Below are 22,579 nucleotides of genomic sequence, written 5' to 3' on the forward strand. Positions count from 1 at the left end.
CGTAGAGCCTCGGTTCAGGTCAATGTCGCCAACTCATGCCACCACGGTACAAAAAAGTCGGCCAGGATGTGTCGGAGCGGGCCGCGTGGCTCCGACGTCCCGGGTGAGAGGCGCCGCGGCGGCGCCGGTCACGGAAGAGGAAAACCATGAAGTACATGATCATGCTCTACGCCTCCCAGCAGGACTACGACGCCCTGGCCGGCAAGGGCAGCGAGGGCAACCCCGGGTGGAGCGCCGAGGACTTCGCCGCGATGACCGCGTTCATGGGGGCCTGGAACCAGGAGCTGGTCGAGTCCGGCGAGTTCGTCGACGCGCGCGGCCTGGCCGCCCCGGTCCACACCCGGCGGGTCGGCAGCAAGGACGGCGTGCCGTTCGTCACCGACGGGCCCTACGCCGAGACTACCGAGGTGCTGGCCGGATACACCATCGTCGAGTGCGCGAGCTTCGACCGGGCCACCGAGCTCGCCGCCCGGCTCGGCGACTGCCCGGCGCCGGGTCACGCGCGCGCCAGAGCGTACGCCGACATCCGCCCGATCGTCGACGGCGCCGGCGACCACCTGGGCTAGTGGCGGGCATCCCGGCCGAGGACCTGTTGCGCGAGCTGGCGCCGCAGGTCCTCGGCGCGCTCGTGCGCCGCTACGGCCACTTCGACCTGGCCGAGGACGCCGTCCAGGAGGCGCTCATCGCGGCAGCGGGCCAGTGGCCGCGGGAGGGGCTGCCGGACAACCCGCGCGCCTGGCTGATCACCGTCGCCTCGCGCCGGCTGACCGACCTGCTGCGCAGTGAGCAGGCCAGGCAGCGGCGCGAGGACGAGGTCGCCACCTGGGCGCTGCCCGAGGACCGGCAGTCGCCCGCGGCCGACCGGCGGCCCGCCGACGGCGACGACACGCTGATCCTGCTGTTCCTGTGCTGCCACCCGGCACTCGCGCCGAACCTCCAGGTCGCGCTCACCCTGCGCACGGTCGGCGGCCTGACCACGCGGGAGATCGCCCGCGCGTTCTTCGTGCCGGAGCCGGCCATGGGCCGGCGCATCACCCGCGCCAAACAGCGCGTCAAGGCCAGCGGCCTGCCCTTCCGGCTGCCCGCCGAGGCCGAGCGCGGCGAACGGCTGGCGGCGGTGCTGCGCGTGCTGTACCTGATCTTCACCGAGGGGTACGCGAGCACGTCGGGGCCGAGCCTGGTCAGACCCGAGCTGGCGGCCGAGGCCATCCGGCTGGCCAGGATCGTGCACCGGCTGCTGCCCGGCGACGGCGAGGTGGCCGGCCTGCTGGCGCTGATGTTGCTGACCGACGCCAGGACGCCCGCGCGCGACGGGCCCGGCGGTGAGCTGGTGCCGCTGGCCGAGCAGGACCGGACGCTGTGGCGCAGGGACTACATCCAGGAGGGGGTGGCGCTGGTCGGCGGGGCGCTGCCCAAGGGGCCGGCGGGGCCGTACCAGGTGCAGGCGGCGATCGCCGCCCTCCACGACGAGGCGCCGAGCGAGCGGGAGACCGACTGGCCGCAGATCGCCGCCCTGTACGGGGTGCTGATGGAGCTGTCCGGCAACCCGATGGCCGCGCTCAACCACGCCGTCGCCGTCGCCATGTGCCGGGGCCCGCGCGCCGGTCTCGACCTGCTGGAGGAGCTGGGCGCCGATCCGCGCGTCCGCGGCCATCACCGGCTGCACGCCGTACGGGCGCATCTGCTGGAGATGGCGGGTGATCGCGAGGGCGCGCGGGCCGGCTACGAGCTCGCCGCCGCCCGCACCGCCAGCCTTCAGGAACAGCGTTACCTGTACGGCAGGGCCGCCCGCCTGACCGGCTAACTCCAGTGATCGGGCCGGATCAGCGCGCCGGACAGCGTGGTCGCGGCGTCACCGGCGGCGGCGTTGACCTGGAACTGGGTCAGGAACAGGCTGCCGGCCAGCCGCGCGCCCCTGACGTCGGCGCCCCGCAGGTCCGCGCCGATCAGGTCGGCCTGGCGCAGGTCGGCGCCCCGCAGGTCGGCGCCGATGAGGTAGGCGCCGCGCAGGTTGGCTCCGCGCAGGTCGGCGCCCCTGAGCTTGGCGCCCATGAGGTCGGCGCCGCGGCGGTTCTTCTGCTTACGGCCGCTCCCGGCGCGCACGAGCTCGCTGACCCGCAGCAGCAGCGTGTTGACCTCGCCGCGCACCTGCGTCACGTCCAGCTCAAGCAGGCGCTCCGGCGGCTGCCGGGTGAGGCCGTCGACGTGGTCGAGCGCCTTGCGCAGCTCCTCGTGCACCGGCTCGGCGGCGGGGTGCTCGAGCGACTCGGCGAGGTACCACAGCAGCTCGTGGAGCTGGCGCATCACCGGGAAGACGGCGAACATCTGCCCGGCCGACTCCTGCCGCCAGTCGACCCCGCCATAGGTGACCTGCGCGACCTTCTGCCCGGCGCCGAAGCAGTCGTAGACCGTGCAGCCGGTGAAGCCCTTCTGCCGCAGCCGCGTGTGGATGCCGCAGCCGAAGTCCTCGCGCAGGTTCGGGCAGGGCCGGCCGGCCTCCTTGTCGATGGCGAAGTCCGCCGAGCGGGCGAACGGCAGGGCCACGCAGCACAGGCCGAAACAGTTGGCGCAGTCGGCGCGCAGAGAGTCGTCGAGCATGATGCCACGAGGATATCGTGCGAGCTCAGCGGGCGCGGGACTCCAGATAGCGGCGTTCCGGCAGGCTGAGGGTGCGCCGGGCGGCGAGCCGGTACTCCTCGCGGGCCGCCTCGCGCTCACCGGCCAGGTCGAGCAGATGGGCGCGGACGGCGTGCAGGCGGTGGTGTCCCGACAGTTCAGCCTCCACCTCGGCCAGGCGCTCAAGCCCGGCGCGCGGGCCGTGGACCATGGCCAGCGCCACGATCCGGTTGAGCGTCACCATGGGGCCGGGGGCCAGCGTGGCCAGCAGGTCGTACAGGGTGAGGATCTGCGGCCAGTCGGTCGCCCCCGTGCTGGGCGCCTCGTCGTGGAGCGCGGCGATGGCCGCCTGCACCTGGTAGGGGCCGATCGGGGCGGCGGTCAGGGCCTCGGTGACCAGCGCCACGCCCTCCGCGATGTGGTCGGCGCGCCAGAGCGTACGGTCCTGCTCGGCCAGCGGGATCAGCTCGCCGTCGCGGCCGTCGCGGGCGGGACGGCGGGCGTCGGTCAGCAGCATGAGCGCCAGCAGCCCGGCCACCTCGGTGTCCCCCGGCACCAGCGCGCGTAGCTGCCTGGTCAGCCGGATCGCCTCGCCGGACAGCTCCACCCGTTGCAGGTGCTCGCCGGAGCTGGCCGTGTGGCCCTCGTTGAAGATCAGGTAGAGGACGTGGCGGACCGCGGCGAGGCGCTCGCCGTACTCGCCTTCCGGCGGCAGGACGAACGCCGCGTTCTTGATGCGCTGCTTGGCGCGGCTGATGCGCTGCGCCACCGTGCTCTCCGGCACCAGCAGCGCGCGCCCGATCTCCGCGGTGGTCAGGCCGCCGACCGCGCGCAGCGTCAGCGCGACCTGCGAGGTCGTGGTGAGCTCGGGGTGGCAGCACAGCATGAGCAGCGTCAGCCCGTCGTCGGCGGAGGGCGCCTGGAGCGGTTCCGGCGGCTCCAGCGCCGCCGCGTTCTCCTCCCGGCGCCGCCGCGCCGACTCCGAGCGCAGCGCCTCGATCCGCCGCCGCGAGGCGACCGTGATCAGCCAGCCCTTGGGGTGGTCGGGCAACCCCTCCTCCGGCCACTGTACGGCCGCCGCCAGCAGCGCCTCCTGGACCGCGTCCTCGCAGGCGTCGAAGTCGCCGTAGCGCCGCACGAGCGCGCCCAGGACCTGGGGCGCCAGCTCGCGCAGCAGCTCGTTCACAGGAAGTCGCTCAGCTCGATGACCGGGCGGACCTCGATGCGCATGACCTCGGCCTCCGGCACCCGTGCCGCCGCCTCGATCGCCCGTTCCTCGCTCTCGCACTCGATCAGGTAGATCCCCGCCAGGTACTCCTTGGCCTCGGCGAACGGCCCGTCGCTGACGACGACCTCGCCCTGGCTGACCGTCACCGTCTTGGCCGCCGACGGCTGGGCGAGCGCGGCGTTGGCGATCAGTTCACCGGAGGCGGCCAGGTCGCCGGTGAGCTTGGCGTAGGCGTCCAGTCCCGCCGAGCGCTGCTCCACCGGGAGCGTGTCCCACACCTGGCGGGTCTCGGGGTTGCTGTAGATCAGGATCAGATACTTCACCCTGCCGAGCGTAGTCTCGCTGGCGCTACCCGCCGGTCAGGCGGACACTGGACCGGTGATGACCGCACGCAGCGAGCCCCTCTCGACGTCGCGGCCGGAACGGCGCACCGCCCTGGACGCCCTGCGGGCCATGGTCGTCGTCGGGCTGGTGTTCTTCCACTCCTCCCTGGTCTTCGACGAAGGCAGCGACTTCTACGTCAAGAACGCCGACACCACCGGCGTCACGATGATCTTCGCGGGGCTGGCGGTCGTGTGGGCGATGCCGCTGCTCTTCCTCATCGCCGGCGTGGGGTCGTGGCACTCGCTGGCCAAGCGCGGGCCGGGCGGGTTCGCGCTGGAGCGGTTGCAGCGACTGGGCGTGCCGCTGGTCTTCGCCATGGTCACGCTGCTGCCGATCCCCCAGTGGTTGCGGTTACGCTCACAGCCCGGCCACCACGAGTCGTACTGGCAGTTCCTCCCCGACTTCTTCACGGTCCATCTGGAGTGGGGCAAGTTCCCCTTCGTGCTGCAGGGCCGCTACTTCGAGACCGGGCACCTGTGGTTCGTCCTGCTGCTGCTGACGTTCGCGCTGCTGCTGGCGCCTCTGGTGCGGTGGGTGCCGGCCGCGCGGGCCCGCGCCGCCTGCGAGCGGATGGCCGCGCTGACCGGCCGGCGCGGGGCCATCCTGCTGCCCGCCCTGCTGCTCGGCGCCGCCTGCGCGCTGCTCGGCATCGAGCAGGAGTACGGCGGCTGGCACCACTGGACGTACCTGCTCTTCTTCGCCTGCGGCTTCGTGCTCGCCGCCGACGGCCGCTTCCGCGAGGCGATGCGGCGCGACGCCAAGCTCGCGCTGATCGCGGGGATCGCCTTCTTCGTCGCGGGCGCGCCCGCGTTCATCATCGCGGGTGACGAGATGTTCTCGGCCATGACGCCGTCCGCGATGGGCGCCAGAGTCCTGTACGGCGCGGCGGGCTGGTCCTGCGTCGTCGCCATCATGGGCCTGCTCGACCGCCCCAGCGCCCCCTCCACCCCTTCTGCCCCTTCTGGAGGCGGCAGCCGGTTCTACGCCTACCTGGCGCCCGCCGTCCTGCCGCTGTACGTGCTCCATCAGCCGGTCGTGGTCATCGTCGCGTTCTTCGTGGTGTCGTGGCACCTGCCGCTGGCGGTGAAGCTGGCCGTGGTGGTGCTGGCCTCGCTGGCGATCATCTTCGCCGTGTACGACGTGGCCGTCCGCCGTACCAGGCCGACCCGTTTCCTGTTCGGCATGCGCGTCTAGCCGCGAGCTCTATGATCAGGTTCGTCCTGATCGCTGACCTGCGGAGAAGATGTCCGTCTCATACGCCGTGCCACGCCGCTACGACCGCCTCCGCCGCCGGCCCCGCGCGCGTCGCTTCCACACGCGGATCGGCCGTCCCGCCCGGTGGCACGCGGATGCCGTTCCATCTGTGGGGCGACCACTTCATGTTCGCCGCAGGCGGCTACGGCGAGCGCGACCTGACCTTCTTCGTCGACTCCGGGCTGGTCCATCTCCTGGAGGACGGCGGCAGGCGGCGCCAGGCCGCCGTCCTCGCCACCAGGAGCCAGTATCGGACCTGGGGCGTCGCGCCCGGCGAGCTGTCCGGCACCCATCTCAGGGCCGCTCGCCCGCTGCGGCTCGGCCCGCTGGAGCAGGACGGACACCTGCTGTCGATCGCGCCGGGCCGGCGGCCGCCCTGGTCGGACCTGGGCGGGGTGAGGGTGGACGGCCTGCTCTCGCAGGCGTTCCTCGCCCGGTACGCCTGGACGCTCGACTTCGATCGCCACGAGTACACCTTCAGACCGGGATCACGGCCCTGAACGGATCCATCCTCCTCCACGCCACACCGCCGGCTGCGATCACAGGCCGGCGGCGATGAGCTTTTCCACCTCGTCGGCGGCGGCCGTCGCGCCGCCGGCGGTGGTCAGTTCGCCGTGCATCCAGTCGAGGCGGGCGCGGACCCGTTCGTCGTCCGCGACCTGTTCCACCGCCGTCCACAGCGTGGTGGCGTCGAGCTGGGAGGGGTGGAGCGCCGTGCCCAGGCCGAGTTCGGCGATGCGGTCGGCGTTGGCCCGCTGTTCGGCCATCTGCGGCACCGCCACCATCGGCACCCGGCTGTGCAGGCTCTCCATCGTGCTGCCCATGCCCGCGTGGGTGACGAACGCGCGCGCGTGCTCCAGCACCGCCAGTTGCGGCACCTGCCGGCGCACCTCGACGTTGGGCGGGATCGGGCCGAGCGTGGCCGGGTCCGCCCCGCCCACGGACAGCACCACCTGCCATGGGCGGTCTCCGGCCGAGTCCAGCACCATGCGGTAGAAATCCGGCCGGTCGTTGTAGGCGGTGCCGAGGGAGACCAGCACCACGGGCAGGTCGCCGGACGGGCGCCACCCGCCCTGGTAGGCCCGTTCCGTCAGCGCCGGGCCCACGAAGGCGTAGCCGTCGCCGAAGGTGGCGCCCGCGTACTGGAAGGCACGCGGCAGCATGACCAGCCGCACCCCCGCCTCGCCGCCCTCCATGAAGCTCCGCAGGTCGGCGAAGCCCTCCCTGCGCAGGAAGCCCGCGATCGGCACGACGGTGAACAGGAAGCGCAGGCTCCGGGGATTGAACGTCGTGTATTTCTCGGCCATCGACCAGTGCTCGTTGCCGACCAGGTTGGGCCAGACCTCCGCGGAGGGAACCTGCCAGCGCCTGGCCATGATCCGCCCCCACCAGCCGAGCGGCCCGTCGTGGACCACCAGATCGGGACATGCGCCCTGCGGCACCTGCGCCAGCATCGCCTTGGTCTCCTCGAACAGCATGCGCATGGCCCGGATGAACTCCTTGCCGTGCATCTGCGGCGCCCGCGCGCCGTCGAGCGACTCCCACAGCGAGGTGACTGGCACCACCTCGGCGCCGGTCTCGGCCACACGACCGGCGAACGCGGCCGTAGTGGCGAAGGTGAGGCGATGGCCCCGCCGGACGAGCTCCGCGGCGAGGCCGAGCATGGGGTTGACATGACCCGCGGCAGAGGGAGCGAAGAACGCGATGGTCGCCATACCGCTGTATTATAATACAAAGGTATGAGAATGGAGAACCGTGCCGAAATGGGTTGACCACGACGAACGGCGGCGGCACATCGCCGAGGCGGTGCTGAGCATCGCGGGCCGCGACGGGCTGGACCGGGCCACCCTGCGCGACGTGGCGCACGAGGCCGGGATCTCGCTCGGATCGGTGCAGCACTACTTCCACACCAAGGACGACATGCTCCGCTACGTGGTCGGCTACCTGGGCGAGCAGGTCACCGCGCGGATCGTGGCCGGGACGGATTTCGGCGCGGAAGACCGTCCGGTCCGGGCGTTCCTGCGCTCGCTGGCCGCGGAGATCCTTCCCCTGGACGCCCGGCGCACGTCCGAGCGCCGGACCGGCCAGGCGCTGGCCGCACGGGCGCCCGGCTCTCCGGAGCTGGTCGAGGTCCTGCGCGAGAACAGCTCCTGGCTCCACGCCCGGGTGGCCGAGCTGATCACACGCGCGCAGCGAGACGGCCAGGCCCCCGCCCACCTCGACGCCGGGCAGGAGTCGATCGTGCTGCTCGCCCTGCTGGAAGGACTGGCGACCGACATCCTGCACGGCGTACGCGAGCCCGGACAGGCGCTGGCGAGCGCGCACTACCACCTGGACCGTCTGTTCACGACGGACTGAGGGTCCGGGGTCAGAACTGCCAGGTGTCGTCGCGCAGCAGCACCACGTTCCGGCCGGGCGCCAGGCCGGTGACGGTGACGTCGGGGCCGCCGACCATGAAGTCGACGTGCACGCGGGAGGTGTTCACGCCGGCCTCGTCCAGTCGCGCGGGAACGTCCGTGCGCAGGTGGGCGGGTACTCCGGGAGGAAGGCCCGCGCCCCAGGCCAGGTGGCAGGTGGCGTTCTCGTCCAGGAGGGTCTCCATGTAGGTGATGCCGCTTTCGCCCACACGCGAGGAGCGGTCGACCAGGGCGAGTTCACCCAGGCGGGCGGCCCCCGCGTCGGTGGCCTGGTGGGTGCGCACGACGTCGGCTCCGGTACTGGCCCTGACCTCGGTCACGACGCCGCCGGCGAAGGTCAGTTCGAGGTCGTGGATGACGGTGCCGTCCAGGGACAGCGGCCGGGTGGCGCGGACGGTGCCGTCGACACGCCGGTAGTCGGGGGTGGTGAACACCTCCTCGGTCGGCAGGTTGGCCTGGAACGGGCGGCCTTCGACGTCCCGCAGCCGGGCGGCGGTCCATTGGGCGCCGGGGAGCAGGCCGATGGTCAGGTCGGTGCCGGGGCCCTCGAAGCGCACGGCGTCCAGGCGCATCTCGGTGAGCTGCCCGGCGCGGTCGAGCAGGTCGGCGATGCGTTGCCGCCAGGCGGCGCGCGGGTCGGGCTCGTCGAGGCGGAGGATGCGGCGCAGGTGCCGCCACAGCCGGTCCTCGTCGGGTTCGCCGAAGACGGTGCGGGCCCACTCGGGGGTCGGGCAGGGGATGATCGTCCAGCGGACGAGGTTGTTGAGCTGGAGCCGCTGGCGGGAGGTCAGGGACGGCATGCGGTCCAGCCCCGTGCGTACCGGATCGAGCCCTGCCAGGAGGTCCGGCGCGGCGGCGCCGCGGAGGTTGACCAGGACGCCGCCGTGCCGTTCGAGGTCGTCGTTGCGGGCGTCGAGCCAGGAGGGGACCTCGGCCAGCGTCGCGGCGTCCGCGTGCCGGATACGCGAGCCTTTGGCATGCGGGTCGAAGTACCAGATGTCGACGTAGCGGGCGCCCCTGGCGTAGGCGGCCTCGACCAGCGCGCGGGCGAGCGGGGCATGCTCGATCTCGGCGTTGATCAGCACCCTGTCGCCGGCCAGCAGGGGCACGGCCACGTCGAACACGACGTCGGCGTAGCGGGACAGGTCAGCGGCGGGAAGCGTCACGAGATGCTCCTTGGTGTTCGTCGTGGCGGAGAAGAGGCAGGAACAGCAGGGCGCCCGCGGCGGACACGGCGCCGGCGAGGACGAAGCCGCCGGAAAGGCCGAACCGGCCGGCGAGGGCGCCGAGGGTCAGGGCCGCGCTGAGGAACCCGATGTCGAAGAAGGCCGTCGTGGTGGCCACGGCGGATCCGCGTGCGGCGGCCGGCACGCCGTACACCGCCATCCTGAGGAAGGCGGGCAGCCCCAGCCCCTGCCCGGCGCCGGTCAGCGCGATCGCGCACCAGGTTCCGGCGGGCGAGGGCCAGGCGGCGAGCAGGACCGATCCCGCCCCGGTCAGCAGGAGGGACGCGATGGCCAGGCGGGCTGGGGAGGCCGTGGCGAGCAGGCGCTGCCCGGCCAGCCGTACGGCCAGGAGAACGATCCCGTAGGCGAGGAAGTACGGGCCGCCGGAGCCCGCCCCGAGTGCGGCCAGGTGCAGCGGCAAGAAGGCGCTGACGACGGTGTAGCCCCACACGGAGGCCAGGTAGCCGAAGCCGGCTCGCAGCGCGGACCTGGGGCGGCGGGATGGAGCCTGTGGGGTGCCCGCGCCCGGCGGGCTCATGGACTTCGGCACGGTCGCGCCCGCGATCGCCGGCACCAGCGCCGAGACCGCGGCCGTGATCCAGACGGCGGTGAACCCGGCGGCGGCGTACAGCGTCTCGGCGACGGCCGGTCCCATGAGCAGACCGGCGTTGACGGCGACGGAGAAGCGGTTGATCGCGGCGCCGGGGCGCCGGTGGTCGCTGGCCAGGGCGGCGAGACCGACGTACACCAGCGCCTCACCGATGCCGGCGACCCCGCGCAGGAGGAGGAAGAGCGGCAGATCCCGGGCCGTGAGCAGGGCCAGCGACGACCCGGACAGTAACAGCGCGCCCGCCCACACGGCCGCCCGGCGTCCCGACCGATCGGCCACCCGCCCGGCCAGCGGCCGGGCGAGCAACCCGGCCGCCGCGGTGACGGCCAGCGAGACGCCCACCCAGCCCGTCTGCGCGCCCAAGGGGCCGGTGACAAAGCGGGGCACCGCCGGGATGAGCAGCCCGATCGACAGGAACGCACCACCCGTGCAGAGGAGCAGGCGACCGGTCATCGCTCATCACGTAGTTCGAGCAGGAGCGCCGTCATGCTGACCTTGACACCGTCACGCGGCGGGCCGGCGTGGTCGTGAACGAGCGCCACCGCCTGGCTGATCAATCCGACGACCTCCTCCCAGACGGGCCTGGCCAGCCACACCTCGGCATCGGTGGAGACGCGCTGGCGATCGGTCTCGGCCAGGCGCCTGCCCAGGTCGGCACTCATCGCCTGGTGAAGGAGCTGGCGCCCCTCCGATCGATCGATGCGGTCGCCGCTGGACACGTCGTACCGGTAGCGCCGCCGCGGGCGCCCCCTCCCGGCCGCGGGCTGCTCATCGGTCTGCCGCAGGAAGCCCGCCTTGGCCAGCTGCCGCAGGTGGTAGCTGGCCGAGGCGTGCGCGATGCCCAGCTCGTCGGCGACCTCGGTGGCCGACATCGACGTGCCGGTCAGCAGCGACACGATGCGGATACGCAACGGGTTGGCCAGCGCGCGCAACGGCACCAGATCGTCCCGCTTTTCCAAAGACATGTTGGGATTATGACTTACCCAACAACTCTTTGGAAAGTGGGCAGGCGCTCGCCGCCTTGAGATCGCCGGTACGTGCCCGCGAGGGCGGGGTCTGGATCAGGCGAGCAGCCGGTCGATCAACCCGTCGAGGTAGTCAGGGGTGAGCGGGACCGCGCCGAACAGGACGCGCACGTAGATCGGCGCCAGGAGATGGTCCAGCACCTCCAGTGCGCCGGGCGGGTCCTCGCCGCGGTCGCGGGCGCGGTCGAGCATGGCCTGCAACTGCCTGGTGCGGTCGGCCAGGAGTTCGTCGCGCGCCTGGAGGCCCTGCCGGCCCTCGCCTGACAGCGCGACGGTCAGCCGTACCAGCGCCAGGCCGTCGGGGCCGGTGACCTCGCGGGCCACGTTCGCGGCGTAGGTTCGCAGATCACCGGCCAGGCTGCCGGTGTCGGGCATCGGCGACTGTGCGTTGAGCCGGGTCAGCAGCACATCGCCGAGCAGGGCCTGGAGGTTGCCCCAGCGGCGGTAGAGGCTGGTGTCGGCCACGCCCGCGCGGGCCGCGATGTCGCCGACGGTGAAGTTCCCGTAGCCGCGCTCGCCGACCAGGTCGGTCACGGCCTGGTGCACGGCCGCGCGGACCCGGGCGCTGCGCCCGCCGGGCCGCCTGGCCCGCCCCTGTTCATCCATGCCCCCACCTTAACGCAGTCAAGACTTGCGTTAGAGTCTCTCCTAACGCAGTTGATAACTGCTTTTAGGAGGGATGTGCGTGAAAGCACTGCTCACCCTGACCTGCGCGGGTCAGTTCATGGTGCTGCTCGACAACACCATCGTCGGCGCCGCCCTGCCCGACATGCAGCAGCGGCTCCACACCGGGCTGACCGGCCTGCAGTGGATCGTCGACGCCTACGTGCTGCTGGTGGCCATGCTGCTGTTGTCGGGCGGCGTCTTCGCCGACCGGTTCGGCCGCAGGCGGGTGTTCCTGGCCGGGGTGGTGGTGTTCACGGCCGCGTCCGTGGTGTGTTCGCTCGCGCCCTCGATCGGCTGGCTGATCGCCGGGCGGGTGCTGCAGGGCGTCGGGGCCGCGGCGCTCAGCCCCGCCTCGCTCGCGCTCATCGCCGCCGCGTACCCCGCCCCGAAAGAGCGCGTCAGAGCGATCGGGTTGTGGGCCGGGTTCAGCGGCATCGGCCTGGCCGCCGGACCGCTGGCGGGCGGAATCCTGGTGGAGGCCTTCGGCTGGCCCGCCATCTTCCTGGTCAACGTGCCCATCGGGGCGGTCCTGCTGCTGGCCGGGCTGCGCGCGCTCAAAGAGTCCCGCAACCCGGGCGCGCCGCCGATCGACGTCCCCGGCACGATCCTGTCCGTCGCGGGCGTGGGCGCCGTGACGTACGGCCTGATCGAGGGCGGCTCCCGAGGCTGGACCTCGCCGGTGATCCTGGGCAGCTTCGCCGCCGGACTGGCGATGCTGGCCGCGTTCGTCGTGGTCGAGAGTCGCGTGCCGGCGCGGATGCTGCCGCTGCGGCTGTTCCGTCAGCGGCTGTTCACGGTGTCCAACACGGCCATGGCCGTGGTCGGGTTCGCGCTGATGGGGTCGTCGTTCTTCTTCTCCCAGTTCTTCGTCTACGTCCAGGGCACGTCGATCCTCCTCGCCGGACTGCAGACCTTGCCCCTCTCGCTGGCCATGGTGGTCGTCAGCCCGTACGCGGGCCGGTTCGCGGCCAGGTACGGCTACCGCGTCGTCGCCGGCATCGGCCTGGCGCTGGCCGGGCTGGGGCTGCTGGCGCTGGGTCTCGTCCACGCCGACACCGGCTACGGCAACGTGTGGTGGCGGCTGGCGGTCGTCGGCATCGGGTTCGCACTCACCATGTCGCCGCTGACCGGGGCAGCCATCCAGGCGGTCAGCCCGCAGGAGGGCGGCCTCGCCTCAGGCGTCAGCAGCACCACCCGGCAGATCGGCGCGGTACTCGGCGTGGCGGTACTCGGGGCGATCGTGCACACGCGGCAATCCGGCGGCGCCTCCTTCGAATCCGGCCTCAACACCGCCTTCCTCGTCGCGGGGGTCGTGACGCTGGCCTGCGCCATGTTCACCGGCCTGTGGCTGACCGCATCCCGGATACCGAGGAGCGTTCAGGCCGAACAGCCGGGAGGCCGAACAGCCACCGAACCGCCCGTGACAGCTCCGCCAGGTCGGCCCACGTCTTGAACCGCTCGGCGTAGGCCTGCTGGGTCATCCGTGGCCCTCTTACGCGTGGGCGCGCGCAAGGCCCGGCGTACTCAGTCGAAGAGCTGGCTGACCCAGACCTTCACCCGCCCGCCGTAGCCGTCGACGACGAGGTACCAGTCGTCGTCATAGGGGACCTCCAGGACGACGGGGCTGGTGTCGGAGAAGCCGCCGTAGTACTCGTGGGCGTCCTGGTCGAGGTAGGCCTGGTACTCGTCGGCGTCCATGAGGCACACCCGGCGGGCCGAGCCACGCAGTTCCACCTCGAAGCGGGCGCCGACCGCGACAGATCCGAGGTCCCAGTACAGGTGCTGCATACGTCCTTGGTAACCGCTCACGCGGCGACTAGGGACTGATTTGTCCGTTTTTTACGCTCTGGGGGGTGGCGGGGCACCACGGCGGCGCGCACCTCACCTGGGTTGCCGCCGCCAGGTTCTCGCAGTGTGGTGGCGCGCACTTGTCGGCCACCGGCCGGCCGCAGAACGGAGGCGGGCAGGACGCGGGGACGCTGGATGCCTCCCACGGCAGGGCGTTGGCCACACCCCCTCCGGCGAGCAGGCAGAAGAGGATCGCCCCGGCGGTGACGACGAGGCGGTAGACGGTGCGCATGGAAGCTGTCCCTTCGTGAAAGCGGTCCGGGCATCTCGGACCGGCCCGGCGCCTCGGTCAGCCTAGGAAGCGCGCGCCGAGCCGTTCGAGGACTTTCACGCCGGCGTGAAACTACCGGTCGAAGATGATCAGCTGGCGCAGGGTGGTGCCGTCGGCCAGGTGGTCCATCGCCTCGTTGATGGACGCCAGGCCGATCCTGGACGACACCAGCTTCTCCACCGGCAGCCTGCCCTCGCGCCACATCCGGGCGAACACCGGGATGTCGCGGGCGGGCAGTGCCGAGCCCAGGTAGCTGCCGACGATGCTGCGTCCCTCGGCGACCAGGGCGAGCGGGGAGATGGCGGCGCGGGCGCCGGGGGCGGGCAGGCCCACGCTGACGGTGCGGCCGCCGGGGGCTGTCGCGGTCACCGCGGTCTCGAACGCCCGCGCGCTGCCCGCCGCCTCGACCACGACCTCGGCCCTGGCCGGCAGGTCGGCCGGGCCGTACACCTCGTGGGCGCCCAGTTCGCGGGCGGCGGCGAGCTTGGCGGGGTTGGCGTCCACGCCGATGACCCTGATGTCGTCGAGGGCCAGCGCGGTGAGCAGGGCCGCCATGCCGACGCCGCCCAGCCCGACGACCATGACGCTCTGCCCGGGGCGCGGCCGGCCGACGTTGAGCACCGCGCCGCCGCCGGTCAGGACGGCGCAGCCGAGCAGGGCGGCCACCTCGGGTGGTACGTCGTCGCCGACCGGGACGACCGAGCGGTGGTCGACGACCGCGTGCGTGGCGAACGCGGACACCCCGAGATGGTGCAGCACCGGCGTCCCGTCCCGGTGCTGGCGGACCGCGCCGCTCAGCAGGGTGCCGCCGTTGTTGGCGGCACTGCCCGCGACGCAGGGCGTGATGCCGTCGGTGGCGCAGCCGTCGCAACCGCCGCACCTGGGCAGGAACGTCATGACGACACGCTGTCCGGGAGCGAGGCCGGGAACGCCGGGGCCGGTCCGTTCCACCACGCCCGCCGCCTCGTGGCCGAGGAGCATGGGCAGCGGCCGTACCCGGTTGCCGTCGACGACCGACAGGTCCGAGTGGCACACGCCCGCGGCCTCTATCCTGACGAGCAGTTCGCCCGGCCCCGGCGGGTCAAGCTCAAGATCACAAACCGTCAAAGGCCGCGATTCGGCGTACGGCCGCGCCCGGCCGATCTCTTCCAGGACAGCTCCGCGAATCCGCATCAGATCGCCCTTCTTGTCGAGAGGTTGGCCAGCAGCACCCCGCACCCGCCCAGGACGAGCCCGGCGACCGCGAGCGGGGACAGCGGCTGCCCGGCCAGCGACCAGGCCAGCACTGCGGTCACCGCGGGGGTCAGGAAGAACAGGGTGCTCACCCGGCTGGCCGGCGCGCGCAGCAGCATCCGGTTGAGGAGGATGAACGCCGCGATGGAGTTGACCAGCGCCATCCAGCCCACGGCCAGCCCGAAGGAGGTCCAGTCCGACACCGCGATCGGCCCGGTCGCCACCCAGGCCAGCCCGGCGACGGGCGCGCTGACGAGCAGTTGGACGGCGGTGCCGCTCAGCGCGTCCATGCGGGGCACGTACCGCTGCTGGTAGAGGGTGCCCGCGCTGAGCCCGGCCAGCCCGAGCAGGCACAGCGCCACCCCGGAGGCGGACAGGCTGACGCGGTCGGCGACCGCCAGCACCACCCCGGCCAGGCCGAGCCCGAACCCGAGCCACTGCCCGGCGCCGATCCGCTCCCCCAGGAAGCGCGCGGCCAGCACGATGACCACCGGGTTCAGCCCCTGCACCAGGGAGACGACCGCGGCCGGCAGCCCGGTGCCGAGCGCGCTGAAGAAGGCGCCGAACTGCACGGCCTGGATCAGCAGCCCGGCCACGGCCACGTGTACCAGAGCCCGTCCGCGCGGCCACGGCACCCGCCTGACCAGCGCGTACGCGCCCAGCAACAACCCGGCGACGGCGAACCGGGCGAACATCAGCAGCAGGGGCGGCGCCGCCTTCACCCCCGGGATGCCGGCGATGAACGCGCTGCTCCACAGCACGACGAACACGGCGGGCGCCGGCGACCACCCGGAAGGCCACCGGACCCGCCGCGCGGGCGCGGCCTCCCGCACGGGGGCAGAGGTCATCGCAGGAGTCCTTCCACGAAACACGAACGCGGTTCTCAGGAGGCGTGCAGCGAGGAGCGGCGCAGGTCCCACAGCTCCTCGTCGGAGGTGCACACGCCGACGGCCCCGTGCTTCAGCGCCGCCACCACGTCGTCCGCGCTCTGCACGAACCCCGCGGCCAGGCACGGCACCCCGACCTCCCTGATCTGCCGCTCGACGTGCCGCAGCACCATGGCCGGCATGACCTGCACCAGGTCGGGCTGCGAACGGGTGATGGACTGCAGGCTGCGCCGCAGGTTGGACCGGTCGGTCACGAACACCTTCTGCATGGTCAGCAGCCCCATCCCGGTGGCCCGCTCGATCATCGCCTGCCGGGTGGAGCAGATCCCGACCGCCCCGATCCCCCGCAGGTACGCCAGCGCCCCCGGGTCGTGCCCCAGCCCCGGCGTCGAGTCGATGTTGACGAACCCGATCTTCCCGGCCTCCACGGTCAGCCCGACCGTCGCCGCCAGGTCGCCGAGCGGGATCGAGGCCAGGATGCCGAGCGGCGTGGCGGTGGAGGAGGTGAACCGCTCGGCCATCTCCACGCCGACCAGCGACGCCATGACGGGATGCTCGGCCAGTGCGGCGAGCAGGCGCCGGTCCATGGGGCGCTTGTGGCGAGAGTTCACCGCATCCACCTTAGTGCGCCGTGTTTTCGAAGGGTCCGGGCAGGCCCAGCTTGCCGGGGTTCATGATGCCGCGCGGGTCGAGCGCCCGCTTGAGCGCCACCAGGGTGTTGTGGCCCTCCCCCAGCGCGTCCCGCATGTACGGCGAGCGCAGCAGGCCGACTCCGTGGTGGTGGCTGATCGCCGCGCCGTGCTTGATGAGCACCTCGGCGGCGGCGTCCCAGGCGGCCCGGTACCAGTCCCGCCGCCGGTCGCGTTCGACGTCGCCGCGCAGCGAGAAGTACAGGCAGGCGCCGTCGGTGTAGGCGTGCGACTGGTGCGCGGAGGCGCGCAGGGTGCCGGGTACGGCCTCGATGGCGGCCACGACCTCGTCGTACAGGGTGGGCAGCGCGGCCCAGGGCCCGGCGATCTCGCAGGTGTCGGAGACGAACCCGGGGCCCCTGACGAAGCCGTCCGCGGCCTTGCCGACGATCATCCGCTCGTCCAGCCAGCGGGCGAGGATCGCGTCGCCGTCCAGGGTGACCGACGCGCGTTCCGCGCAGACCTCTTCCGCCACGGCCATGACGGCGTCGACCAGCAGCGGGTCGCCCTCGTCCGCGATGAGCAGCAGGTTGGTTTCCGGATGGCCGAAATGGGTGCCGCTCTCGTGCGCGTCGTACAGGCGCAGCGCGGCCGGGGTGGCGCCGCGCTGCAGGATCTCCCGGCACGCGTCGAGCCCGGCGGCGAAGGTGTCGAATCCGTAGGCGATGCCCGCGGCGTAGTCCGGCAGCCGGTGGGTACGCAGCCGCAGCCGGGTGATGACGCCCAGCGTGCCTTCCGAGCCGATGAACAACTGCCGCAGGTCGGGCCCGACCGCGGCGCGCGGGTAGGTGCCGTAGCTGGCGGTGGTGCCGTCGGGCAGCACCACGTCCAGGCCGACCACCATGTCCTCGATCTTGCCGTAGCGGGTGGAGAGCTGGCCGGCGCCCCGGCAGGCGGCCCAGCCGCCGACGGTGGAGATGGCGAACGCCGACGGCCAGTGCCCGGTGGTGGCGCCGTGGGTCTCCTGCAGTTCCTTCTCGAACAGGTCGCCGAACATGCCCGCCTGCACCTCGACGATCATGGATTCCGCGTCGTAGGACAGGATGCGGTTGAGCCGGCACACGTCCAGCACCACACCGCCGAACACCGGCAGCGCGGCACCCAGGACGTTGCTGCGGCCGGCCGAGACGGTCAGCGGGATGCGGTGCTCGTGGCAGATCCTGACCACGGCGGCCACCTGCTCCTCCGCGTCCACCTCGACCACGACCGCCTCCGGGGTGGCCGGACGGCCGTCGGTCTCGCCGATGGAGGTGCCCGCCCACCAGTCGCGGGTGCGCAGGATCACCTCGTCCCTGTCGGTGTGCACGGCCGCGCCGACCGCCCGCAGCTCCGCCACCACGCTTCCGGGGACCGGCACCACCCGGTCCTGCAGGCTGGCCGGGCCCGTCCCCGGCGGGCAGTCGGCGGCCCAGCGCGGCGGGGTGGGCGCGCCGACCACGTAGTCGCCCCGGTTGAACGGGTGGGTGACGGTCTGCCTGCTGATCATGAAAGTCCCTCCATCAGTACGCTCTTCTCGCGGTCCACGCCGCGTACGTAGTCCTCGAGCTGCCTGGCCACCTCGTCGTCGGACAGTCCCAGTTCGCGCTGGAGCAGCCGGCCCACCTCGGGCGCCGCCTTGACCGACAGGTCGCGGGCGAAGATCCGCATCCGGGTGCGCCGCGACAGTACGTCGTCGACGTTCCTGGCCAGCTCGTACCTGGCCGCGTAGACCACCTCGGCGCGCAGGTACTCGCCGCCCTCGATGAGCGGCCCGGCCAGCGACGGGTCCTCGGCGATCAGGTCGGCGACGAAGCGCGCCTCGGTGCCGTACCGCTCGCCCAGGTGGGCGCCGAGCCCGCCGGTCGCGGTCGTGGCCTCGGCGTCGTAGCCGGCGCCGCCGAGCAACGGCAGCTTGGCGGTACGGCAGCGCGCCTGGCGGCCGAGCACCTTCAGCGCCCGGTCGACCACCAGTTCGCCCATGTGCCTGCTGGTGGTCAGCTTGCCGCCGGTGACCGTGACCAGGCCGAAGGAGTCGGTGGTGATCCGGTGGTCGCGGCTCATGTCGAGCGTGGCGCCCTCCTTGGAGCCGACCAGCGGGCGCAGCCCGGCGAGGGAGCCGACCACGTCGTCCGGGGTGAGCTCGGCGTCGAAGGCGGTGTTGGCGCCGTCGAGCAGGTACCGCATCTCCTCGCGAGTGCACAGCACCTCGTCGGGCGAGCCGTCGTAGTCGGTGTCGGTGGTGCCGACCACGACCACGTCGCCCCAGCGGGTGCAGGTGGCGCGGCGGGCCCGGCCGGGCACCGGTACGGTCACCGTGCCGTCGATCGGCAGCCGGGTCCACGGCACCACGATGTGCACGCCCTTGGCCGGACGCACCCGTGCCCGGTGCGCCGGGTCGGACAGGGCGTCCAGGGTGTCGGACCACACGCCGGTGGCGTTGACGACCACGCCGGCGCGCACCTCGACCGTGCGGCCGTCCACCTCGACGCGGGCGCCGCGCACCCGGCCGCCCTCCTTGACCAGTTCGCGGCAGGTGGCGCCGTTCAGGACGGTGGCGCCGAAGTGGGCGGCGGTCCTGGCGATGGTCAGGGTCAGGCGGGCGTCGTCGGTGCGGCTGTCGTAGTAGAGCAATCCGCCCTTGAGCCGGTCGGCGCGCAGCCTCGGGGCCCTGGCCAGCACCTCGGCCACGCTGAGCCGCCGGTGCAGCCGGCCGATGCGCCAGCCGCCCGCCAGGTCGTACGTCCACAGCAGGCCTTCGAAGGCCTTGGCGACGCGCGCGTCGAACACGCCGTCCTGGGTGAGGATCGGCAGCACGAACGGCAGCCGCCTGACCAGGTGCGGCGCGTTGCGGCGGAAGCGCTGGCGTTCCAGCAGCGAGCGGCGTACCAGCGGCAGGTTGCCCTGCTCGATGTAGCGCAGGCCGCCGTGCACCATCTTGGAGGACTTGGAGGAGGTGCCCGAGGCGAAGTCGTCGCGTTCCACCAGCGCCACGCTCAGCCCGCGGGTGACGGCGTCCAGCGCGGCGTAGCAGCCGGTGATGCCGCCGCCGACGACGAGCACGTCCACCGGCCTTGCGGCCAGCCGCTCGATCTGCGCCTGGCGGTCCAGCCGCAGCGGGGTGCGCCGGATGGCGCTCCTGGTCTCCGATCGGGGCTTGCGTCCTGGAAGCCGGATCACGAGGGGGATTCCTCCTGTACGTACGAGATGTGCCGGGTGAGCAGGTCGCGCCAGCCGGCACGGGCCTCCTCGCGGGCGGCGTCGGGCAGCGTGGGCTCGAAGACGGGAACGTCGCCGAGCCCGGCGAGCGCGGCGGGCAGGTCGGGCCAGAGCTGGGCGCGCACGCCGCCGAGGTAGGCGGCGCCGCGCAGGCTGGCCGTCTCGTTGGCGCGGGCGCGGCGCACCGGCCGCCCGATGAGGTCGGCCTGGGCGGCCATCAGCACGTCGCTGCTGGCCAGCCCGCCGCCGCAGAACAGATCGGTGACCGGCTCGCCCAGCGCCCGCTCCACCCCGTCGAGCAGGTCGCACACCGAGTGCGCGATGCCCTCCAGGACGCCGCGGGCCAGTTCGGCCCTGGTCGTGGACAGGCTCAGCCCCGTCAGCGCGCCGGTGGCCTCGGGTGACCAGACCGGGGTACGCATGCCGGCCAGCGCGGGCAGGAAGCGTACGCGGCTGGGCCCGGGATGCTCGCGGGCGAGTGCGGCGAGCTGGGCGGGCGAGTCGAACAGCCCGATCTCCTCGCACAGCCAGCGCACCGCGGAACCGGTCGTCGCGGCGTAGCCCTCCAGGCTGAACACCGCCGAGCCGCGCGAGCGCCAGCCGACCAGCGTCAGCACCCCCGGCACCGCCCGGCGGTGGGCGGGCGGCCGGTCACCGGCGACGGCGTCCAGGAACGTTCCCGTGCCATGCACGCACATGGCCTGGCCCGGCCGGTGCGCGCCGAGCGCGATCATCGCCGCGTGCTGGTCGCCCATCACGGACAGCACCGGCAGCCGCACGCCGAGCACCGACGGTTCGGTGTGGCCGTAGTCGCCGTCCTCGTCGAGGATGCGGGGCAGGACCTCGCGCGGGCAGCCGAGGAAGCCGGCCCACGGCTCGTACCAGTCGCCGGTCCGCAGATCGTAGGCGCCGGCGGCGACCGCGTTGGTGGCGGACATGACGTGCCGGGCGCCGCCGGTGAGCCGCCACACCAGCCAGGTGTCGATCGACCCGAACGCCACGCGGCCCGCGTCGTGCGCCCGGCGGACGGCCGGGTCGTCGCGGATGACCTCGGCGGCCCACAGCAGCGGGGCGCGCGAGCCGACCGGCCGGCCGGTGTGCTCGATCAGGCGGGCGTCCCAGGCGGGTTCCCACGCGCGCAGCCGGGCGGCGTAACGGCGGTCCTGCCAGACCACGGCGGGGGTGAGCGGCTCGCCGGTGACGGTGTCCCACAGCAGCACGGTGGCGCGCTGGGTGGCGATCGACACGCCGGTGACCTCCACCCCGTGGGCGCGCGCCCACGCCAGGGCCTCCAGGCAGACCTCGGCGGTCTTCTCCCAGATCTCCATGGCGTCCTGCTCGACCCGCAGGTGGTCGGGCGAATGGACGGAGATGGGCCGGTACGCGGGCGGGGCCGCGCTGCCGTCGTCCAGGACGACGGCGGCGCGGGTGCCCGTGGTGCCCTCGTCGACGCTGAGGACGCCGCGCCGGGTTACGCCGGTCATCGGCTCCCGCCTCCGGTCGGCAACGCGATCGCCTCCTCTTCCAGGTTGACCTGCACGCGGGTGGGGTCCCACTTGATCAGCAGGCAGGTGATCAGTCCGGCCAGCGGCACCACCGACAGCACCATGAGGCTGGCGCCCACCCCGATGCCCGCCTGCAACTGCGGGAACAGGTACAGGCCCGCGACCGAGCCGAAGCTGCCCAGCATTCCGGTCACGCCGGTGCCCAGGGTGCGGACGTCACTGCGGTAGGACAGCGCGGCGATCGACTTGCCGTTCGGGCCCGGACCGGCGGAGTGGAAGAAGATGAACAGCGCGGGAAGCAGCGCGGCCAGCGCGATCGGCAGTTCCTTGAACGTCGCGCCCATCACCAGCAGGACCGCGAACACCACCGCGTAGCCGGTCATCGAGCTGACCCGCAGGCCGAGGCGGCGCCCCGCGTAGGCCGACAGGCAGCCGCCGACGATGCCGACCGCGTTGAACGCCATCGACCCGATCGTGGCCTTCTCGAACTCCCTGCCGAACAGCTCCAGGCTGATCACCGGCAGGTACCAGCCGACCGCGAAGTACTGCATGGCCTGGGTGAGGGAGATGACCGTGGACAGCACCGTGCGCGGCAGATACGGCTTGCGGAACAGCACGCCGGCGTCACGCATCCCCACCTGCCGCGCCTGCGGGGCCGTACCCCCTGCCTGCGGGGAGTCTTCCTGTACGGCGAAGCCGTACATGTGCCGCAAGGCCGCGGCGGACTCGCGCAGCCGGCCCTTGGCGGCCAGCCACGTCGGGCTCTCCACCAGGAACGTCAGCTGCAGGATCAGCAGCGCCAGGGCGAAGGCGGCCGAGGAGCCCACCGACCAGCGCCAGATGTCCGCGCCCACGTCGAAACGGTAGAACACCAGCGTGAGCAGCAGGTTCGTGGTGGTGGCCGTGTACCAGACGCCTTGCCAGAAGTTGAGCCTGCCCTTGAGCGAGGCCGGCGTGTACTCGGCCAGCAGCGCCATGGCCACCGCGAAGTCGATGCCGTAGGCGATGCCGACCAGCGCGCGCCCGGCGAAGACGGTCTGGAAGTCGGAGCCGGTCGCGGTCAGCAGCGCGCCGAGCCCGAACACCACCTTGGTCAGGAGCAGCGGCTTGATCCGGCCGATGCGCGCGGCCAGCCAGCCGCCGAACGGGTTGGAGACGATGGCGACGGCCGGCGCCATGGCGGTGAGCAGGCCCACCTGGCCCGGCGAGAGGCCGAGCTGCTTGACCATGGGAGACAGGCCGGCGCCCAGGGCGGCGTTGGAGTAGGCGTCCAGGAACAGGCCCGCCAGGGCGAGGAACCAGATCCAGTTCGCCCTGCGGGGCAGGCTTTTCAGGGTGTCGATGACGTCGGCCGCGTCGGCTGCGTTGCGGATGCGGGTCATCGCGGTGTTCACGGGGGCGTCGCTCATGCCCAGCCGCCTTTCAGGGGGGTGTAGTCCCTTGCCAGCGGTCCGGAAATGACAAAAGCACAGACGAAGACCACTGACAGGGATGTCTTCGTCTGTGCCTGCCGATTGACCGGACA

22 protein-coding genes are annotated in these 22,579 nt (G+C 72.6%); 6 read left to right on the forward strand and 16 right to left on the reverse strand.

Translation table 11 applies throughout. The annotated features are described in order from the left end of the window. Positions 1-146: 146 nt before the first annotated feature. Entirely contained in the window at positions 147-566 is a 420-nt protein-coding gene (locus ACFWYW_RS47875) for a YciI family protein (RefSeq protein ID WP_379623461.1), read from the forward strand. After that, positions 566-1,804, forward strand: coding sequence for an RNA polymerase sigma factor (locus ACFWYW_RS47880; protein ID WP_379641299.1), 1,239 nt, complete (start codon positions 566-568; stop codon positions 1,802-1,804). The genes ACFWYW_RS47875 and ACFWYW_RS47880 overlap by 1 nt, the downstream gene beginning before the upstream one ends. Here ACFWYW_RS47880 and ACFWYW_RS47885 read toward each other — a convergent pair. From ACFWYW_RS47885 to ACFWYW_RS47895, 3 genes are read right to left on the reverse strand one after another with little or no spacing between them, the layout of a single operon-like run. Further along, positions 1,801-2,598, reverse strand: coding sequence for a pentapeptide repeat-containing protein (locus ACFWYW_RS47885; RefSeq protein ID WP_379623457.1), 798 nt, complete (start codon positions 2,596-2,598; stop codon positions 1,801-1,803). The genes ACFWYW_RS47880 and ACFWYW_RS47885 overlap by 4 nt on opposite strands. Positions 2,599-2,623: 25 nt before the next feature. Continuing rightward, complete coding sequence (locus tag ACFWYW_RS47890; RefSeq protein WP_379623455.1) at positions 2,624-3,802, reverse strand: RNA polymerase sigma factor; 1,179 nt, start codon at positions 3,800-3,802, stop codon at positions 2,624-2,626. Beyond that, complete coding sequence (locus tag ACFWYW_RS47895) at positions 3,799-4,167, reverse strand: YciI family protein (protein ID WP_379623453.1); 369 nt, start codon at positions 4,165-4,167, stop codon at positions 3,799-3,801. The genes ACFWYW_RS47890 and ACFWYW_RS47895 overlap by 4 nt, the downstream gene beginning before the upstream one ends. Before the next feature lie 58 nt (positions 4,168-4,225). On the opposite strand from ACFWYW_RS47895, the gene ACFWYW_RS47900 reads away from it, so the two are divergent. Next, the gene (locus ACFWYW_RS47900; protein ID WP_379623451.1) at positions 4,226-5,422 is read left to right on the forward strand and encodes an acyltransferase family protein; all 1,197 of its coding nucleotides are present in this window, start codon (positions 4,226-4,228) and stop codon (positions 5,420-5,422) included. 155 nt (positions 5,423-5,577) lie between these two features. Continuing rightward, positions 5,578-5,982, forward strand: coding sequence for a hypothetical protein (locus tag ACFWYW_RS47905; RefSeq protein WP_379623449.1), 405 nt, complete (start codon positions 5,578-5,580; stop codon positions 5,980-5,982). 39 nt (positions 5,983-6,021) lie between these two features. Here the strand turns inward: ACFWYW_RS47905 and ACFWYW_RS47910 are convergent, their stop codons facing one another. Beyond that, entirely contained in the window at positions 6,022-7,197 is a 1,176-nt protein-coding gene (locus ACFWYW_RS47910) for a macrolide family glycosyltransferase (RefSeq protein ID WP_379623447.1), read from the reverse strand. Between the two features lie 40 nt (positions 7,198-7,237). Here ACFWYW_RS47910 and ACFWYW_RS47915 point away from each other — a divergent pair, with 40 nt between their 5' ends. Next, positions 7,238-7,840, forward strand: coding sequence for a TetR/AcrR family transcriptional regulator (locus ACFWYW_RS47915; protein ID WP_379623445.1), 603 nt, complete (start codon positions 7,238-7,240; stop codon positions 7,838-7,840). Positions 7,841-7,850: 10 nt separating this feature from the next. Here the strand turns inward: ACFWYW_RS47915 and ACFWYW_RS47920 are convergent, their stop codons facing one another. The 4 genes from ACFWYW_RS47920 to ACFWYW_RS47935 form a co-directional block, all read right to left on the reverse strand. Then, positions 7,851-9,065, reverse strand: a complete 1,215-nt coding sequence (locus tag ACFWYW_RS47920) for an aminopeptidase (RefSeq protein ID WP_379623443.1) — start codon at positions 9,063-9,065, stop codon at positions 7,851-7,853. After that, entirely contained in the window at positions 9,046-10,188 is a 1,143-nt protein-coding gene (locus ACFWYW_RS47925; RefSeq protein ID WP_379623441.1) for an MFS transporter, read from the reverse strand. Before ACFWYW_RS47925 ends, ACFWYW_RS47920 begins: the two co-directional genes overlap by 20 nt. Continuing rightward, positions 10,185-10,700, reverse strand: a complete 516-nt coding sequence (locus tag ACFWYW_RS47930) for an ArsR/SmtB family transcription factor (RefSeq protein ID WP_379623439.1) — start codon at positions 10,698-10,700, stop codon at positions 10,185-10,187. The genes ACFWYW_RS47925 and ACFWYW_RS47930 overlap by 4 nt, the downstream gene beginning before the upstream one ends. Before the next feature lie 96 nt (positions 10,701-10,796). Beyond that, positions 10,797-11,366 (reverse strand): TetR/AcrR family transcriptional regulator, encoded by a 570-nt coding sequence (locus ACFWYW_RS47935; RefSeq protein WP_379623437.1) that lies wholly within the window; start codon positions 11,364-11,366, stop codon positions 10,797-10,799. 79 nt (positions 11,367-11,445) lie between these two features. Between ACFWYW_RS47935 and ACFWYW_RS47940 the strand changes: the two genes are divergently transcribed. Then, the gene (locus tag ACFWYW_RS47940; protein ID WP_379623435.1) at positions 11,446-12,879 is read left to right on the forward strand and encodes an MFS transporter; all 1,434 of its coding nucleotides are present in this window, start codon (positions 11,446-11,448) and stop codon (positions 12,877-12,879) included. 71 nt (positions 12,880-12,950) lie between these two features. Here ACFWYW_RS47940 and ACFWYW_RS47945 read toward each other — a convergent pair whose 3' ends face one another. The 8 genes from ACFWYW_RS47945 to ACFWYW_RS47980 form a co-directional block, all read right to left on the reverse strand. Next, positions 12,951-13,214, reverse strand: a complete 264-nt coding sequence (locus ACFWYW_RS47945; protein ID WP_379623433.1) for a DUF1883 domain-containing protein — start codon at positions 13,212-13,214, stop codon at positions 12,951-12,953. A 403-nt stretch (positions 13,215-13,617) separates the two neighbouring features. After that, positions 13,618-14,718 carry an alcohol dehydrogenase catalytic domain-containing protein gene (locus ACFWYW_RS47950; RefSeq protein WP_379623431.1) on the reverse strand — a complete coding sequence of 367 codons (1,101 nt, stop codon included), beginning with the start codon at positions 14,716-14,718 and terminating at the stop codon, positions 13,618-13,620. Beyond that, on the reverse strand, positions 14,718-15,626 hold the full coding sequence (locus ACFWYW_RS47955) for a DMT family transporter (protein WP_379623429.1): 909 nt from the start codon (positions 15,624-15,626) through the stop codon (positions 14,718-14,720). Before ACFWYW_RS47955 ends, ACFWYW_RS47950 begins: the two co-directional genes overlap by 1 nt. Before the next feature lie 35 nt (positions 15,627-15,661). Beyond that, positions 15,662-16,276: a glycerol-3-phosphate responsive antiterminator gene (locus ACFWYW_RS47960; protein ID WP_379623427.1), complete on the reverse strand. Its 615-nt coding sequence runs from the start codon at positions 16,274-16,276 to the stop codon at positions 15,662-15,664. Positions 16,277-16,286: 10 nt separating this feature from the next. After that, entirely contained in the window at positions 16,287-17,840 is a 1,554-nt protein-coding gene (locus tag ACFWYW_RS47965; protein WP_379623425.1) for an FAD-binding oxidoreductase, read from the reverse strand. Beyond that, positions 17,837-19,510, reverse strand: coding sequence for an FAD-dependent oxidoreductase (locus ACFWYW_RS47970; RefSeq protein ID WP_379623423.1), 1,674 nt, complete (start codon positions 19,508-19,510; stop codon positions 17,837-17,839). Before ACFWYW_RS47970 ends, ACFWYW_RS47965 begins: the two co-directional genes overlap by 4 nt. Next, on the reverse strand, positions 19,507-21,033 hold the full coding sequence (locus tag ACFWYW_RS47975; RefSeq protein WP_379641301.1) for an FGGY family carbohydrate kinase: 1,527 nt from the start codon (positions 21,031-21,033) through the stop codon (positions 19,507-19,509). The genes ACFWYW_RS47970 and ACFWYW_RS47975 overlap by 4 nt, the downstream gene beginning before the upstream one ends. Further along, the gene (locus ACFWYW_RS47980) at positions 21,030-22,463 is read right to left on the reverse strand and encodes an MFS transporter (RefSeq protein ID WP_379623419.1); all 1,434 of its coding nucleotides are present in this window, start codon (positions 22,461-22,463) and stop codon (positions 21,030-21,032) included. Before ACFWYW_RS47980 ends, ACFWYW_RS47975 begins: the two co-directional genes overlap by 4 nt. Positions 22,464-22,579: the final 116 nt, after the last annotated feature.

The sequence above is a fragment of the Nonomuraea sp. NPDC059023 genome, from assembly GCF_042740095.1.
In the GTDB taxonomy this organism is placed as follows: domain Bacteria; phylum Actinomycetota; class Actinomycetes; order Streptosporangiales; family Streptosporangiaceae; genus Nonomuraea.

Coding starts and splice junctions, on each gene's coding strand:
- ACFWYW_RS47875 (WP_379623461.1), top strand. CDS start 147: ATGAAGTACATGATCATGCTCTACGCCTCCCAGCAGGACTACGACGCC.
- ACFWYW_RS47900 (WP_379623451.1), top strand. CDS start 4,226: ATGACCGCACGCAGCGAGCCCCTCTCGACGTCGCGGCCGGAACGGCGC.
- ACFWYW_RS47945 (WP_379623433.1), bottom strand. CDS start 13,214: ATGCAGCACCTGTACTGGGACCTCGGATCTGTCGCGGTCGGCGCCCGC.
- ACFWYW_RS47935 (WP_379623437.1), bottom strand. CDS start 11,366: ATGGATGAACAGGGGCGGGCCAGGCGGCCCGGCGGGCGCAGCGCCCGG.
- ACFWYW_RS47910 (WP_379623447.1), bottom strand. CDS start 7,197: ATGGCGACCATCGCGTTCTTCGCTCCCTCTGCCGCGGGTCATGTCAAC.
- ACFWYW_RS47965 (WP_379623425.1), bottom strand. CDS start 17,840: ATGATCAGCAGGCAGACCGTCACCCACCCGTTCAACCGGGGCGACTAC.
- ACFWYW_RS47930 (WP_379623439.1), bottom strand. CDS start 10,700: ATGTCTTTGGAAAAGCGGGACGATCTGGTGCCGTTGCGCGCGCTGGCC.
- ACFWYW_RS47925 (WP_379623441.1), bottom strand. CDS start 10,188: ATGACCGGTCGCCTGCTCCTCTGCACGGGTGGTGCGTTCCTGTCGATC.
- ACFWYW_RS47955 (WP_379623429.1), bottom strand. CDS start 15,626: ATGACCTCTGCCCCCGTGCGGGAGGCCGCGCCCGCGCGGCGGGTCCGG.
- ACFWYW_RS47980 (WP_379623419.1), bottom strand. CDS start 22,463: ATGAGCGACGCCCCCGTGAACACCGCGATGACCCGCATCCGCAACGCA.
- ACFWYW_RS47885 (WP_379623457.1), bottom strand. CDS start 2,598: ATGCTCGACGACTCTCTGCGCGCCGACTGCGCCAACTGTTTCGGCCTG.
- ACFWYW_RS47975 (WP_379641301.1), bottom strand. CDS start 21,033: ATGACCGGCGTAACCCGGCGCGGCGTCCTCAGCGTCGACGAGGGCACC.
- ACFWYW_RS47950 (WP_379623431.1), bottom strand. CDS start 14,718: ATGCGGATTCGCGGAGCTGTCCTGGAAGAGATCGGCCGGGCGCGGCCG.
- ACFWYW_RS47905 (WP_379623449.1), top strand. CDS start 5,578: ATGCCGTTCCATCTGTGGGGCGACCACTTCATGTTCGCCGCAGGCGGC.